12 protein-coding genes are annotated in these 13,555 nt (G+C 72.1%); 5 read left to right on the forward strand and 7 right to left on the reverse strand.

Going from position 1 to position 13,555, the window contains the following annotated elements:
• The 3 genes from BCF44_RS42535 to BCF44_RS42545 all read right to left on the reverse strand — a co-directional run bounded on the left by BCF44_RS42535 (position 1) and on the right by BCF44_RS42545 (position 1,987).
• Complete coding sequence (locus tag BCF44_RS42535) at positions 1–579, reverse strand: DUF2231 domain-containing protein (RefSeq protein ID WP_116180334.1); 579 nt, start codon at positions 577–579, stop codon at positions 1–3.
• 96 nt (positions 580–675) lie between these two features.
• The gene (locus tag BCF44_RS42540) at positions 676–1,056 is read right to left on the reverse strand and encodes a hypothetical protein (protein WP_147328846.1); all 381 of its coding nucleotides are present in this window, start codon (positions 1,054–1,056) and stop codon (positions 676–678) included.
• A gap of 133 nt (positions 1,057–1,189) precedes the next feature.
• Positions 1,190–1,987, reverse strand: a complete 798-nt coding sequence (locus BCF44_RS42545; RefSeq protein WP_116180195.1) for a universal stress protein — start codon at positions 1,985–1,987, stop codon at positions 1,190–1,192.
• A 180-nt stretch (positions 1,988–2,167) separates the two neighbouring features.
• Between BCF44_RS42545 and BCF44_RS42550 the strand changes: the two genes are divergently transcribed.
• The 4 genes from BCF44_RS42550 to BCF44_RS42565 all read left to right on the forward strand — a co-directional run bounded on the left by BCF44_RS42550 (position 2,168) and on the right by BCF44_RS42565 (position 6,608).
• A complete protein-coding gene (locus BCF44_RS42550; RefSeq protein ID WP_116180196.1) occupies positions 2,168–4,534 on the forward strand; it encodes a phosphoketolase family protein in 2,367 nt (788 codons plus the stop codon).
• Positions 4,531–5,535: an acetate/propionate family kinase gene (locus tag BCF44_RS42555; RefSeq protein WP_116180335.1), complete on the forward strand. Its 1,005-nt coding sequence runs from the start codon at positions 4,531–4,533 to the stop codon at positions 5,533–5,535. Before BCF44_RS42550 ends, BCF44_RS42555 begins: the two co-directional genes overlap by 4 nt.
• Positions 5,536–5,545: 10 nt before the next feature.
• Positions 5,546–6,112 carry a DoxX family membrane protein gene (locus BCF44_RS42560; RefSeq protein ID WP_116180197.1) on the forward strand — a complete coding sequence of 189 codons (567 nt, stop codon included), beginning with the start codon at positions 5,546–5,548 and terminating at the stop codon, positions 6,110–6,112.
• 85 nt (positions 6,113–6,197) lie between these two features.
• Positions 6,198–6,608, forward strand: coding sequence for a pyridoxamine 5'-phosphate oxidase family protein (locus BCF44_RS42565; protein WP_116180198.1), 411 nt, complete (start codon positions 6,198–6,200; stop codon positions 6,606–6,608).
• Between the two features lie 56 nt (positions 6,609–6,664).
• Here BCF44_RS42565 and BCF44_RS42570 read toward each other — a convergent pair whose 3' ends face one another.
• Genes BCF44_RS42570 through BCF44_RS42585 form a run of 4 tightly spaced genes read right to left on the reverse strand, consistent with a single transcriptional unit; the run spans position 6,665 to position 11,701 of the window.
• Positions 6,665–9,304, reverse strand: coding sequence for a bifunctional acetate--CoA ligase family protein/GNAT family N-acetyltransferase (locus tag BCF44_RS42570; protein WP_116180199.1), 2,640 nt, complete (start codon positions 9,302–9,304; stop codon positions 6,665–6,667).
• On the reverse strand, positions 9,301–9,912 hold the full coding sequence (locus tag BCF44_RS42575; protein WP_116180336.1) for a CBS domain-containing protein: 612 nt from the start codon (positions 9,910–9,912) through the stop codon (positions 9,301–9,303). The genes BCF44_RS42570 and BCF44_RS42575 overlap by 4 nt, the downstream gene beginning before the upstream one ends.
• Before the next feature lie 2 nt (positions 9,913–9,914).
• On the reverse strand, positions 9,915–10,685 hold the full coding sequence (locus tag BCF44_RS42580; RefSeq protein WP_116180200.1) for a universal stress protein: 771 nt from the start codon (positions 10,683–10,685) through the stop codon (positions 9,915–9,917).
• On the reverse strand, positions 10,682–11,701 hold the full coding sequence (locus tag BCF44_RS42585; RefSeq protein WP_116180201.1) for an Acg family FMN-binding oxidoreductase: 1,020 nt from the start codon (positions 11,699–11,701) through the stop codon (positions 10,682–10,684). Before BCF44_RS42585 ends, BCF44_RS42580 begins: the two co-directional genes overlap by 4 nt.
• A gap of 153 nt (positions 11,702–11,854) precedes the next feature.
• On the opposite strand from BCF44_RS42585, the gene BCF44_RS42590 reads away from it, so the two are divergent.
• Positions 11,855–13,534 carry a sensor histidine kinase gene (locus tag BCF44_RS42590; RefSeq protein WP_246016135.1) on the forward strand — a complete coding sequence of 560 codons (1,680 nt, stop codon included), beginning with the start codon at positions 11,855–11,857 and terminating at the stop codon, positions 13,532–13,534.
• Positions 13,535–13,555: the final 21 nt, after the last annotated feature.

Below are 13,555 nucleotides of genomic sequence, written 5' to 3' on the forward strand. Positions count from 1 at the left end.
TCAGTGGCCCGGGCGCGGCGCGGGGTCGGAGCTGAACTTGCCCTGCCAGCTCGCCTGGGCGCCCGAGTCGCCGATGCGGTAGATCTGGTAGCAGGCGCCGCCGGCGGCCAGCACGGCCAGCACCGCGACCACCGTCGTGACGGCGGTGGACGCGGGCGCCAGGAACGTCCGGCGACGCGTGGCCGTCTTGGTCATGGTCGTGGTGCCGCCGCCGGTCGGCTCGTCCACATCGGACGTCGCGGCCTGCTGTGCGGCGACGCTTTCCCGCTGGCGCCACCACACGACGATGGCGAGCAGGGCCACCGGGATCGCCACGAACAGCGCCGTGTCGCCCAGTTCGGTGTGCGTGCGCAGCAGATCCGTGCTGGGGACACGCCGTTCCAGCCACTCGCCGGCGTTGGTCGTGACCGGCACCATGATCCACACGAACACCGCCAGGATCGCGTTCGCGCCGGCCAGCCTGCGCCTAGCCTTGGCCCAGATCGCGGTCACTACCAGCAGCAGGGAGCTCAGCGGCAGCAACACGACGATGACGTGCACGAGCAGGATGTGGGCGGGCAGGCCGTTGAGGGTGCTCATGACTTCCTTCGTGATCGACCGGGAATCGTCGGTGATCACCATTGCGTAGTCGGGTGAGCGCTCGATGTGGCGACGGTGAGAATGCGGTAAGAGCCGCTAGACCGTCAGGCAGACACTGGCCTCCGTGAAGTACGTGTCGTGGTAGACGTCCCACCGCCAGTCGATCGCACAGTACCTGCCGGCCCCGTCCGTCGCGTGGCTGTTGGACCAGGTTGCCGGCGCGCCGAGCCCGTGGTCGCCGGTGCGCAGCAGCTTGCCGTGCGGACCGTCGATCTCGACCTGGCCGTACCAGCCGCGTCCGCCGGAGTCGACGGTCAGCGTCGCCGTGACGGTGCTCGACGTGACGGTGAGGCAGATCTGCTTGCCGAGGTAGGCGACCGGCGAGCAGGCGGCCTTGGCGGGTGCGGCGGTCGCCGACGGTGCGCCGAGCAGCAATGCCCCGAGCGCGACGGCGGTGAGCGGTGCGGTCATCCTCATGCGTGACATCCCTTGTCCGACGGACAGCACGCGACGGCGGAGCCGCCACGCTATCGGGGGCGGCCAAGCCGGCCACACCGCCGATTCCCGCACTGCACAAGGGATTTGCGATGAGCGCGATCGACTTCGTCGATCACCGTCGAACGACGAGCACCGGACTGGGGGAGTGGTACAGCGCAGCGCGGGTGACAGGTCCCAGGGCGTGCCGTGCGGAGTGACCCCGGGCCACCACCAGGAGGTCGGTGTGGCCGGGATCCTCGAGCGCCTCGTGCGGTAGACGCCGCGCCAGCGTGAACGTGACTCGCGTGGGCGCCCCGAGCGCCTTGAGCTGGAGTTCGGCGATGTGCAGCACGTCCTCGGGCTGGCGACTGGGCCAGAGCTCGTCCGGCGCCGCGTGGACGACCCGCAGCCGGGCCCGGTGGGAGGCGGCGAACTCCGCGGCCCGGCGAAGCACCGCGGTGTCGGCGTCGCCACCGCTGATCATGGCAGTGACGATGTGGTACTCGCCGCGCACCGACATGGGGGTGCCGCGGACGACGACCACGTCGCACCTGGCGGCCGCGAGCGTCGGGACGACGAGCTCGCCGAGGCCGAAGCGGCGGTGGCCACGGCAGCCGAGCACGAGCAGGGCGCTGTCGGCGCTGGCGGCGGTGAGGTCGACGACCGGCGTGTCGCCGGCGACGTGACAGGTGATCGGCAGCAGCGGGTAGAGCCGGTGGGCGTGGCTGAGGCCGAGGTCGGCGGGGACGTCCGAGGGCACGTCGTCCTGCGCCCGTACCACCCGCAGGGACGCGCCGCGCAGCCAGGCGTGCTGGGCGGCCCAGTCGACGGCCATGCCGCCCCAGTACGAGCCGTCGGCGCCCACTGTCACCACCTCGGCGGCGCGGGTCTCGGGCGTTCGCGGGGCGGGCAGGGACGTGGCGGCGAGCATCGGGACCTCCTCGGGTGTGCGTCCACCGTCGCGCACCCCGCTGACCTGCGACAGGGACCGTCGTAAGGCCCGCACGGGGCCTAAAGACCCCATGCCTGAGAGTCCGCCGCCTGCGGCCGGGAACGGTCGCGATGGGCGACTGTGGTCGCCGAATCGAGAGCAGCGACCACGGGAGCATCGATGATCACCGCAGGCTCGATCGAGCGGCAGCCGGCGACGCGCTGGATGCAGCGTCTGGACGCGTGGTGGCGCGCGGCCAACTACCTGTCCGTCGGACAGATCTACCTGCTGGACAACCCGCTGCTGCGGGAGCCGTTGCAGCCCAGGCACGTCAAGCCGCGCCTGCTGGGGCACTGGGGAACGGTGCCCGGCCTGACCCTGACCTATGCCCACCTGTCGCGCATGATCATGCGGCACAAGCTGGACCTGATGCTGGTGACCGGCCCCGGCCACGGCGCGGCCGGCCTGAACGCGGCGGCCTGGCTGGAGGGCACGTACTCCGAGTGCTACCCGGAGATCTCCCAGGACCTGGACGGCATGCGCCGCCTGTTCCGGCAGTTCTCCTTCCCCGGCGGCGTGCCCAGCCACGCCTCGGCGCACCTGCCCGGCTCCGTCCACGAGGGCGGCGAGCTCGGCTACTCGCTGGCCCACGCCACCGGCGCCGCGCTGGACAACCCCGGCCTGATCGCGGCGTGCGTGATCGGCGACGGCGAGGCCGAGACCGGCCCGCTGGCGACCAGTTGGCACGCCACGTCCTTCCTCTCGCCCGAGCGGGACGGCGCGGTGCTGCCGATCCTGCACCTGAACGGCTACAAGATCGCCAATCCGACGCTGCTGGCGCGGATGCACCGCCACGAGTTGAACTCGCTGCTGATCGGACACGGTTGGCGGCCGATGGAGGTCGGCGGCAGCGACCCGGACGAGGTGCACGAGGCCTACGCCGACGCGCTGGAGAAGTGCGTGCTGGGCATCCAGGAGATCCAGGCCGCCGCCCGCCGCGGCTACGGTGGCAGGGACCGCAAGTGGCCGATGATCGTGCTCCGCACGCCGAAGGGCTGGACCGGTCCGCACGACATCGACGGCAAGCAGGTCGAGGGCAGCTGGCGCTCGCACCAGGTGCCGTTCGCGGCGGTCCGCGAGGACGCGCACCACCTCGCGTGCCTGGAGCAGTGGATGCTGTCCTACCGTCCGGAGGAGCTGTTCGAGGCGAACGGCGCGCCGGTGCCGATGATCCGTGACCACCGTCCACTGGGGACGGACCGGATCAGCGCGAAACCCATTACGCTTGGCCAGGTTCAGCGCGACCTGAAGCTGCCGGATCCCGCCGAGCACGCGGCGGCGGTGCCCGCGCCGGGCGTCGTGACGGCGGAATCCACCCGGCTGCTGGGGCAGTACCTTCGCGACGCCGTCGAGCTGAACCCGAACAACCTGCTGCTGTTCGCCCCCGATGAGCACGCCTCCAACCGTCTGGACGCGGTTTTCGAGGTCACCGGCCGGCGCTGGCAGCTGGCCATCGAGCCGGGCGACGACCACCTCTCGCCGAACGGCCGGGTGCTGGAGGTGCTCTCCGAGCACCTGTGCCAGGGCTGGCTGGAGGGCTACCTGCTGACCGGCCGCCACGGCCTGCTGTCCAGCTACGAGGCGTTCGCGCACGTGGTGGACTCGATGGTCGCCCAGCACGCCAAGTGGCTGCACACCGCCGCCAAAATCCCTTGGCGCAGGCCGATTCCCAGCCTGAACTACCTGCTCACCTCGCACGTGTGGCGGCAGGACCACAACGGCGCATCCCACCAGGATCCCGGCTTCGTCGACCACGTGCTGAACAAGCGGCCCGAGGTCGTCCGCGTCTACCTGCCGCCGGACGCCAACTGCCTGCTCAGCGTCGCCGACCACTGCCTGCGCAGCCACGGCCTGGTCAACGTGATCGTCTCCGGCAAGCAGCCGGCGTTGCAGTACCTCGACGCCGACGCTGCGGCCGCCCACTGCGAGCAGGGACTTGGCGTGTGGCGCTGGGCCAGCACCGACGCCGACGGCGACACCGACGTCGTGATGGCATGTGCCGGCGACGTGCCGACGCAGGAGACGCTGGCGGCGGTCAAGGTGCTGCTGGAGTTCGTGCCGGACCTGCGGATCCGCGTGGTGAACGTGGTGGATCTGGCCCGGCTGGCCCCGCCGGAGCAGCACCCGCACGGCATCGGCGACACGGCGTACCGGGAGATCTTCACCGACGCACCTGCGATCTTCGCGTACCACGGCTATCCCTGGCTGGTGCACCGGCTGACCTACCGCCGGCCCGGGCACGACGACATGCACGTCCACGGCTTCCACGAGAACGGCACCACCACGACGCCGTTCGACATGTGCGTGCTGAACGAGCTGGACCGCTACCACCTTGCGCTGGCCGCGCTGGAGCGCGTGCCGCGGGTCGCCGGCCGGCTCGGGCACGTCCGCCAGCAGTTGCTGGATCGGCTCGCCGTGCATCACGACCACATCCGCCGGACCGGCGAGGACCTGCCGGAGATCCGTGACTGGAGGTGGACGCCGTGACCCGCGTGCTGACCGTCAACCCGGGATCGTCCAGTCTCAAGGTGTCCGTTGTGGACGGTGGCGCGGCGATCGGCGAGTGGTCGGTGCCGGATTGGGACGGCCTGCCCGATCCGGGCGCCGTCGAGGCGGTCGGCCCGGTGGACGCGATCGCGTTGCGCTTCGTGCACGGCGGCGACCGCACCGGCCCGGTCCTGCTGGACGCCAAGGCGGAGGCAAGCCTGCGGGCACTCGTCCCGCTGGCGCCGATCCACCAGCCGCGATCGCTGCTGCTGGCTCGGGCGCTGCGGACGTGGTGGCCGGACGTGCCGCTGGTGGCCTGCTTCGACACCAGCTTCCACACGAGCCTGCCGGCGGCCGCGTCGACCTACGCGATCCCGGCGGAGTGGACCCGCAAGTACGGGGTCCGGCGGTACGGATTCCACGGACTGTCGTGCGCCAACGCGCTGCGCGCGACAGCGGAGACGCTGGGGCGGAGTGCACGCGATGTGGCGATGATCTGCTGCCACCTCGGCTCCGGCGTCTCCGTCACCGCGATCAGCGGTGGACACAGCGTCGACACCTCGATGGGCTTCACGCCGCTGGACGGCGTGCCGATGGCTACGCGCCCCGGCGCGCTGGATCCTGGCCTGCTGCTGCATCTTGCGGGGGAGATGCCGTTGGACGCGCTCGCCGACGGCCTGAATCACCACAGTGGACTCGCCGGCCTGTCCGGCGCCGGCGGAGACCTGCGCGAGGTGCTCGCCGCCCGCGCGCAGGGTTGTGTCGACGCGGATCTCGCCGTCCGCGTCTACCTGCACCGGCTGCGTCGCGAGATCGCGGCCGCCCGAACCTCCTTGCCACGACTGGACGCGCTGGTCCTCACCGGCGGCGTCGCGGAGCACCAGCCCGGCCTGCTCGACGAGCTGACCGTCGGCCTGGAGTTCCTCGGTGTCGCGCCGACCGTGACGCCGGCCCGCGAGGACCTGGAGATGGCAAGGCAGACCGAGGAAACACTGAACTGAGGAGGAGACCATGTCCGTCAAGGAGCGTCCTGCCGCGAGTCCGGCGCCCGTGAGCGTCCGGCCGGCCGCCATGCAGTGGCTGGCCGTGCTGCGCATCGCCGTCGGCCTGATCTTCGTGTGGGCCTTCGTGGACAAGCTGTTCGGGCTCGGCTACGCGACTCCCGCCGCGAAGTCGTGGCTGAGCGGCGGCTCGCCCACCAAGGGCTTCCTGGGCAACGTCGCCGTCGGCCCGTTCCAGTCGATGTTCCACGCCTGGGCCGGCGCCGCGTGGGCCGACTGGCTGTTCATGCTGGCGCTGCTGGGCATCGGCGTCGCCGTCACGCTCGGCGTGGCGCTGCGGCTGTCCGCGATCGCCGGCACGATCCTGCTGGTGCTGATGTGGGCCGCCGAGTGGCCGCTGAGCACGACCACCGCCGCCGGCAAGCCCAGCGGCTCGACCAACCCGCTGATCGACTACCACATCATCTTCGCCCTGGTGCTGATCGTCGCCGCGCTGTTCGGCGCCGGCGTGACGTGGGGGTTGGGCCGGCAGTGGGAGCGGCTTGCCGTCGTGCGCAACAACCCGTGGCTGCGGTGACGGGCGAGCAAGCACCACCACCTGTGTGGCCAGGGCCTCGGCTCTGGCCACACAGCCATGTCCGTAGTAGGAGAGTGGAGAAACCATGTTCGACGCCGCCGGCCTCGAGGTCCTGGACCGCGCCGAGTGCCTGGCCCTGGTGAAGACCGTGTCGTTCGGTCGGATCGTGTTCACAGACCAGGCGCTGCCGGCGGTGCTGCCGGTGAACTTCTCGGTGTGGGACGGGTCGCTGTTGATACGCACCGGCGCCGGCAGCAAGCTCGCCGCCGCCACCCGCAACGCTGTCGTGGCATTCGAGGCGGACGACATCGACCTCGACAACGGCAAGGGCTGGAGCGTGGTCGTCATCGGCCGTTCCGCCGTGGTCGACCATCCCGCCGAGGTCGCCGAGGCTGCGGAGGTCGCGCCACGGTCGTGGGTCGGTGGCCGCGACCACCTGATCCGCATCGCGATCGGCTCGATCACCGGACGGCGGGTCACTGCGGTGCCGGACTGATCGCCACAGGACGAAGCTCCCCGGACCGAGGCCCGAGGAGCTTTCGGTCGGCGTCCCTACACCCGAAGTGCCCGCAGCGCGGTGTCGGTGGGGGTGACGGGTCGGAGCAGGATCCGCGCGTCGGCGACCACACAGCCGGTCTCGTACGCGATGAGCGGGTTGAGGTCCATCTCCGCGACCTCCGGCAGCAGCTCGGCGAGCCGACCCACGCGCATGACCGTGGCGGCGACGGCGTCCACGTCGACACCGGCCAGGGCCCTGGGCGCGGGGAGGCTGCGCAGCAGCTCGTGGCTGTCGACGTCGGTGACCGGCACGAGACAGCTGACGCGCTTGTCGACGACGTCGGTGTCGGTGCCGCCGAGGCCGAACACGACCAGCGGCCCGAAGGAGGCGTCGCCGACGACGCCGACCAGGAGTTCCCGGCCGGCGGTGGCCATGGGCTGCACGAGGTAGCCAAGTAGGTCGTCGCCGAAGTGCTCGCGCATCGCCCGCGCCCGGCCGCGCAGCTCGGACTCGGTGGTGATGCCGAGGGTGACGCCGCCGCCGGCGCTCTTGTGCAGCAGACCCCGCGCGACCGCCTTGAGTGCGACGGGCCCGAGCTGGGCGCGGAACGCGGCGACGGCCGCCTCCTCGTCGGCCGCCGGGACGACGTCGAGCGTCGGGATCCCGAAGTGGGACAACAGTTTCGTCACGTCGGGAGCGGGCAGCCAGCCTCCACCGTCATGTTCGGCGAGGAAACTGTCGACGATCTCACGGGCGGCACGGGTGTTGATGCCGGACAGCGCGGGCACGATGCCCGGGACGCGGCGCAGCCACTGGCCGTAATGCGCGGCGCGCGCAAGGGCGGCCACCGCGACCGAGGGTTCGGCGAAGCTGGGAATCGCGTCGCCGACCAGGCGCAGGTTTTCCCGCTGAGTGAGGTCCACGGCTACCACTGGCGCCTCGCGACCGTGCGCGCGGGCCTTCGCCACGGCGTCGGCGATGTCGGCCGACGGGTCGCCGAGCGCGGTCGGCACGGTGATCGCGAGGACGGCGTCGACCTCCGAATCGTCCAGTGCGGCACGCAGGCAGCGGGCGAACGTGTCCGCGGAGACGGCGGCGGTTGTGTCGACGGGATTGCCCAGGCTTGCGGTGGCCGGCAACAGGCGGCTGAAGGCGCTGTGCAGCGCCGGCGACGGCGGCACGACGTGCAGACCTTCGTGCGCACAGGCGTCGGCGGCGAGGACGCCGCCGCCACCGGCATTCGTCAGAACGAGAGTGCGGAGGCCGCGAGGCACGGACTGCTTGCTCAGCAACGAAACCGTGGCGGTGAGGTCGGTGAGTGTGTCGACCACGATGACGCCGGCCTGCCGGTACAAGGCGTCCCGCGTGACGGCGGGCGTGGCGCTGGCGGCGGTGTGCGAGGCGGCGGCGCGGCGGGCGACTTCGCTGGTTCCGGTGCGCAGTGCGACGACCGGCTTGTGCCGGCCGAGTCGCCGTGCCAGCCGTACGAACTTGCGGGGGTTGCCGAAGGACTCCAGGTAGAGCACCGCCACCCTGGTGGCGTCGTCGAACTCCCACCACCGCAGCATGTCGTTGCCGCTGACGTCGTACTTGTCGCCGGTTGAGACCATTGTGGACACTCCGAGGCCGGCCGCGGCGAGCTGGTCGACCAGCGCGATGCCGGCGCCGCCGGACTGCGTGACCACGCCGACGTCGCCGGCGGCCGCCGGCCGGTCGGAGAACGAGGCGTCCAACCGGATCCGCGGATCCGTGTTCACGATGCCGAGGCAGTTCGGCCCCACCATGCGGAAGCCACCACCGCGCACGGCCTTCAGCACCTCGCCGTGCAGCGCTTCGTCGCCGGTGATGCCCGAGGTGATGACGACCACCGCCGGCACCTTGCGGGCCGCGCAGTCGGCCAGCACGGACGGAACCGATCCGGCCGGCACAGCGACCACGACGAGGTCGGGAACCGCCGGCAGCTCCATCACCGATGGATAGCAGGGGACGCCGCCGATGTCGCCGGCATGCGGATTCACGGCCATGAGCCGACCGCTGAAACCGGCGTCGACCAGCCGTCCGAGGATGGCGTGGCCGATCGTGCCGGCGGTGCGGCCGGCACCCACGACGGCGAGGCTGCGCGGGCGCAGCAGCCGGGTCAGGCTGGCGATGTCGGCGTGAACCTCCCGGTCCGTGACCGTGTCCAGGTACCGGTCGTCCGGGTCGAGGGGCAGCACGACACGCACCTCGGAGCCGTTGCTGTCGACCTGACACGGCAGCCCGAAGTCGTGGAACACCCGCAGCATGCCGGTGTTCTCCGCCAGCACGTCCGCGACGAAGCGCCGCACACCGTGCTGCCGGGCCAGCGACGCGAGGTGCTCCAGCAGCAGCGTGCCGACGCCGTGCGCCTGCTGCCGGTGGTCCACGGCCAGCGCGACCTCGGCCTCGGCGGGGTCGGCGACGACCTCGTACGTGGCGACGCCGGTGAGCACGCCGTCGACGTACGCGCCGAGCGTGGCGTGCCGGACGTCTTCCGAGGTCAGGTGGGCGGCGAAGGTCTCCAGTCGAGGCGGCCGGAGGGTGAAGAAGCGCAGGTAGGTGTCCTTCTCGGGCAGGCCCTGGTGCAGCAGACGGACGGCGTCGGTGTCGGCCGGCGTGAGGTGGCGGACGAGCGCAACGCGCCCGTCCGCCAGCAGTGCCCGCACGCCGGTCATAGCACCGATTCCCTGCTACGCACGCGCACCTCGGCGACCCCGGGCACGGACTCGGCGATGACCTGGGCGACGTGTCGGTCGGTGGCGTCGTCGAAGTCGTCGACGATCTCGACCACGCCGTCGTACACGGTCACCGACCAGCGGTCGCCGCCGCCGTACGCGGAGAGCCGCGACCTGACGGCCGTCAGGACCGTCGCGTCGTCGGTGGCGATGGCGCGCAGCAGGTCGCGCCGCGTGACGATGCCGACCACGCCGCGGCCGTCGACCACCGGCACCGCGCGGACGTGGTCGTCCAGCATCATGCGGACGATCGCGGCGGCGTCGGTGCCCGGCGTGATGGCCACGGCCGGCGTGCTCATCACCTCGGCGACGGTCTGCGCCGGATGGACCTCCGGCACCTCGTCGCCCCAGATACGTGTACGCGCGTCCACGGGGATGCGGTCGCGCAGCACGTCCGCCTCGGTGACCATGCCGACCACGCGGCCGTCGTCGTCGACCACCGGCGCGGAGGTGAACCCGTGCTCGGCCAGCAGCGCCGCGACCTCCTTGACCGGTTGGTCCGGACGCGCCGTCACGACCGGGCTGGTCATCACGTCCTGTGCCCTCATCGTCAGCTCCTCACGGTGTCCATGGCGGACGCCGCGGCCAGCGCGACGTCGAGAGTGGTTTCGGGACCGGCGACGACGACCGGGCAGGCCGCCTCGCGCAGGACCTTGCGGTAGGTCCGGCCGCCCAGGCCGTGCTCGCGGTGGCCGATGACGACCATCGACGCGAACTGGGAGTGCCAGGCCAGCGCCTCGGCCGGCGTGCACTTGAGCGTGTGCACCTGCACGGCCATGGCCGGGTAGCGGCCGGCGAACAGCGAGACCAGGTCGAACACGGAGTTCCGGGCTCCGGTGGCGCTTCCGCAGTGGACCACGCGGACGCCGCGGCCGAGCCGGTGCGCTTCGGCGAACGCCCAGCGCAGCGCCTGCTCGGAGTGCTCGGTGCCGTCGGCGCCGACCAGGATCGGCCGGTCGCCGTCGTCCCACCCGGTGCCCGGCGCGACGGCGGCGACCGGGCAGCTCGCCTCGGCCGCGACGGCCGACGCGACGCCGGCCTTCGCGGCCTCCCGGTCGACCACGACCAGGTGCGCCTCGGCGGTCCGGTCCAGCAGGGCGTCGGCCAGGCCACCCTCAGCGGTGGTCGCCGACAGCGACAGGTGCGGGTAGCGGGCGCGGAGTGCGGCTGCGGCGTTGTACAGCGCCGGCAGGTTCCCGCTTTCGGCGAGGACGACGCGCAGTGGGGCGTCCAGGCGGCCCGCGTACTCGGCGGCCCAGGTGATCGTCGCGATGGAGTCGGTGTCGGGCGAGAGCCCGACCAGAACGGCCTTGGTGGTCATGGGGTGCCTCCCGGCAGCATGTGAGCGGCGTCGATGAGCAGCTCTGCCACCGGACGTCGAGGTGTGGGCGCGACCGGGCTGCCGTGGCCCACTCGCAGGATGGTCTGGGCGGTGATGCCGGCGCCCAGCAGATGACGGAGCTCCTCACGGCAGGAGGGCACTTCGATCGGCTGCGCGATGAACGACGCCGACAGGCCGAGCGTGGTGGCCGTCAGCAGCACCCGCTGCATGGCCTGACCGGCGTGCAGCTCGGCGAGCGCGCCTTCGTAGTACGAGCAGACGACGGCGATGAGCGGCTCCCGCTCGAAGTCCTTGCCCGGCACGCGTTCCCGGGCGTGACCGCCGCTGAAGTCGCGCAGCACCCACCGGTCCTGCGGCTCGTACGCCGGTCCGGCGGCCAGCGCCGGCACGCCGTCGCGCCGCTCGCCGCCGTGCCCGCTCCACTGTTCCAGCTCGGCGCGGAACTCCAGGTTGCCCAGTTGGATCTGGTGGGCGCGGGTGACCAGCGCGTGCAGGCGGGACCGCTGCGACGGGTCGGTGATCGGGTGCAGCCAGGAGCGCTCGGTCTGGGCCGCCCGGACCAGGTGGTTCACCTCGGCGGTGGTCACCGGGACGTCCCGGAACGGCTTGCGGTTGGTGTGCCGGGAGGGGATGGCCCGGCGCAGGTCCAAGACGTGGTCGCTCGGCGAGACGTGGCCGCCGCGGCGCACCACCGCGAGGGCGTGCGGGCCGGCGGCGTGGGGCAGCAGCGTCACCATCGGGCGGATGCCCAGGGCCTCCAGCGAGATCCGGAGGTTGGCCAGCGCGGCGCCACACGCAAGCCGCAGTTCCTTGTCGTCCGGATCGGTGGCGTGCAGCCGACGCGTGGCGTCGGCGTGCAGCTCGATGCGGTCGGGCAGCACCCGGAACCGCCACGGCTGGCTATTGTGCACCGACGGCGCCATCGCCGCCGCGTCGAGCACGGTGGCCACCTCGTCCGGGCTAAGACCGAGGCTGGCGGGAACTGGACTGGTCATGGCTCAACGGTGCGCGCCGGGGCGGTTTCGCAGACACGGCCCAAAGTCACGGTGGACTAGGGCCGTCGTCCACGAGATGCGTACGTCCCTTGGCCGTGACCTGCCGGCGTGGGAGGCTGGCGGGGTCCGATGGAGATCAACGGGAGCCGCCGCATGCCAGAGCCCGAGACGTCAGCGATGCTCGGCAGCCTGCGGCTGGACGAGCTGCTGGCGGAGGTGCAGGAGCGGCTCGCGGAGATCGTCAAGACCCGGGACCGGGTGCAGGGCCTGCTCGACGCCGTGCTCGCCGTCGGCTCCGGGATCGAGCTGGATTCGACGTTGAACCGGATCGTGGAGGCCGCCGCCGACCTGGTCGACGCCCGGTACGGGGCGCTCGGCGTGCTGGCCAGCACCGGCGACGGCCTGTCCGAGTTCGTGTACCTCGGCATCGACGCCGATCAGCGCAAGCTGATGGGCCACCTGCCGGAAGGACGGGGCCTGCTCGGGCTGCTCATCCACGACCCCAAGCCGATCCGGCTGGCCGACCTGGCCACCCACCCGGCGTCCGTCGGCTTCCCCGCCAACCACCCGCCGATGCACAGCTTCCTCGGCGCGCCGGTCCTCGTGCGCGACGAGGTGTTCGGCAACCTCTACATGACGGAGAAGCGCGGCGGCGGCGAGTTCACCGCCGACGACGAGGTCGTGCTGCGCGCGTTGGCCGCGGCGGCCGGCGTGGCGATCGAGAACGCCCGCCTGTTCGAGCGTTCGCAGCAGCGGCAGCGCTGGCTGGAGGCGACGTCGGAGATCCGCGCCGAGTTGCTCGGCGGGGCCACTGTGGACGATGCGCTGCGGCTGGTCGTGTTGCGGGCCATGGAGTTGACGGACTCGTCGTGCGCGATGGTGCTGATCGCCGACGGCGACGACACCCTCACCGTGCGGGGCGTCGTCGGGACCTGCGCCGACGGGCTCGCCACCGTGGTGCTGCCCGAAGGGCACCGGCTGCTCGACGGCGCGCCTCGGCTCATCGCCGACCTCGCCGAGGAGCTCGACGGCCGCCTCGCCGGTGACATCCTCGGTCCCGGTCTCGTCGTGGAGCTGCGCACGTCCGACGGCGGCACCGGCGCGCTCGTCACCGCCCGGGACAAGGGCGGCGCCGAGTACCGCCCCGATGACGTCCCGCTGGTCACGTCCTTCGCCGACCAGGCCGCGCTGGCGCTGGAGCTGGCCGAGAAGCAGCGCACCAAGGGCATGCTCGACCTGCTCGCCGACCGCGACCGGATCGCGCGGGACCTGCACGACCACGTCATCCAGCGACTGTTCGCCACCGGCCTGAGCCTGCAGGGCTCGCTGCGGATGATCCCCGACACCGAGGCCCGCAAGCGGATCCAGGCCGCCGTCGGCCAGCTCGACCAGACCGTCATGGAGATCCGGACGTCCATCTTCGACCTGCACACCGCCGACGAGGTCTCCAGCCTGCGCCGGACCCTGCTCGACGTCGTCTCCGAGCTCACCGACGGCACCGACGTCTCCCCGTCCGTCCGCATGTCCGGCGCCGTCGACACGCTCGTGCCACCCGAGGTCGCCCCGCACGCCGAGGCCGCCCTCCGCGAGGGCCTGTCCAACGCCCTGCGCCACGCCCGCGCCAAACACATCGTCGTCACCATCGAGGCCGCCAAGGACCTCATCGTCGACGTGCTCGACGACGGCGTCGGGGTTCCCGAGACCCTGGCCCGCAGCGGGCTGGCCAACATCGAGAACCGCGCCGCCACCTTCGGCGGCACGCTGACCGTCGCGCCGAGCCCGGACGGCGGCACCCGCTACACGTGGCAGGTCCCCATCCGGCCGGTCTCCTGAGGTCCCGTATCGTCCGCCGCG

Source organism: Kutzneria buriramensis (genome assembly GCF_003387475.1).
Lineage (GTDB): Bacteria > Actinomycetota > Actinomycetes > Mycobacteriales > Pseudonocardiaceae > Kutzneria > Kutzneria buriramensis.

Bases quoted from the DNA above. Each gene is read 5' to 3' on its own strand.
- BCF44_RS42545 (WP_116180195.1), bottom strand. From the start codon at position 1,987: ATGCTCGCCGCCACGTCCCTGCCCGCCCCGCGAACGCCCGAGACCCGC.
- BCF44_RS42585 (WP_116180201.1), bottom strand. From the start codon at position 11,701: ATGACCAGTCCAGTTCCCGCCAGCCTCGGTCTTAGCCCGGACGAGGTG.
- BCF44_RS42580 (WP_116180200.1), bottom strand. From the start codon at position 10,685: ATGACCACCAAGGCCGTTCTGGTCGGGCTCTCGCCCGACACCGACTCC.
- BCF44_RS42550 (WP_116180196.1), top strand. From the start codon at position 2,168: ATGATCACCGCAGGCTCGATCGAGCGGCAGCCGGCGACGCGCTGGATG.
- BCF44_RS42560 (WP_116180197.1), top strand. From the start codon at position 5,546: ATGTCCGTCAAGGAGCGTCCTGCCGCGAGTCCGGCGCCCGTGAGCGTC.
- BCF44_RS42575 (WP_116180336.1), bottom strand. From the start codon at position 9,912: ATGAGGGCACAGGACGTGATGACCAGCCCGGTCGTGACGGCGCGTCCG.
- BCF44_RS42540 (WP_147328846.1), bottom strand. From the start codon at position 1,056: ATGAGGATGACCGCACCGCTCACCGCCGTCGCGCTCGGGGCATTGCTG.
- BCF44_RS42590 (WP_246016135.1), top strand. From the start codon at position 11,855: ATGCCAGAGCCCGAGACGTCAGCGATGCTCGGCAGCCTGCGGCTGGAC.
- BCF44_RS42565 (WP_116180198.1), top strand. From the start codon at position 6,198: ATGTTCGACGCCGCCGGCCTCGAGGTCCTGGACCGCGCCGAGTGCCTG.
- BCF44_RS42535 (WP_116180334.1), bottom strand. From the start codon at position 579: ATGAGCACCCTCAACGGCCTGCCCGCCCACATCCTGCTCGTGCACGTC.
- BCF44_RS42570 (WP_116180199.1), bottom strand. From the start codon at position 9,304: ATGACCGGCGTGCGGGCACTGCTGGCGGACGGGCGCGTTGCGCTCGTC.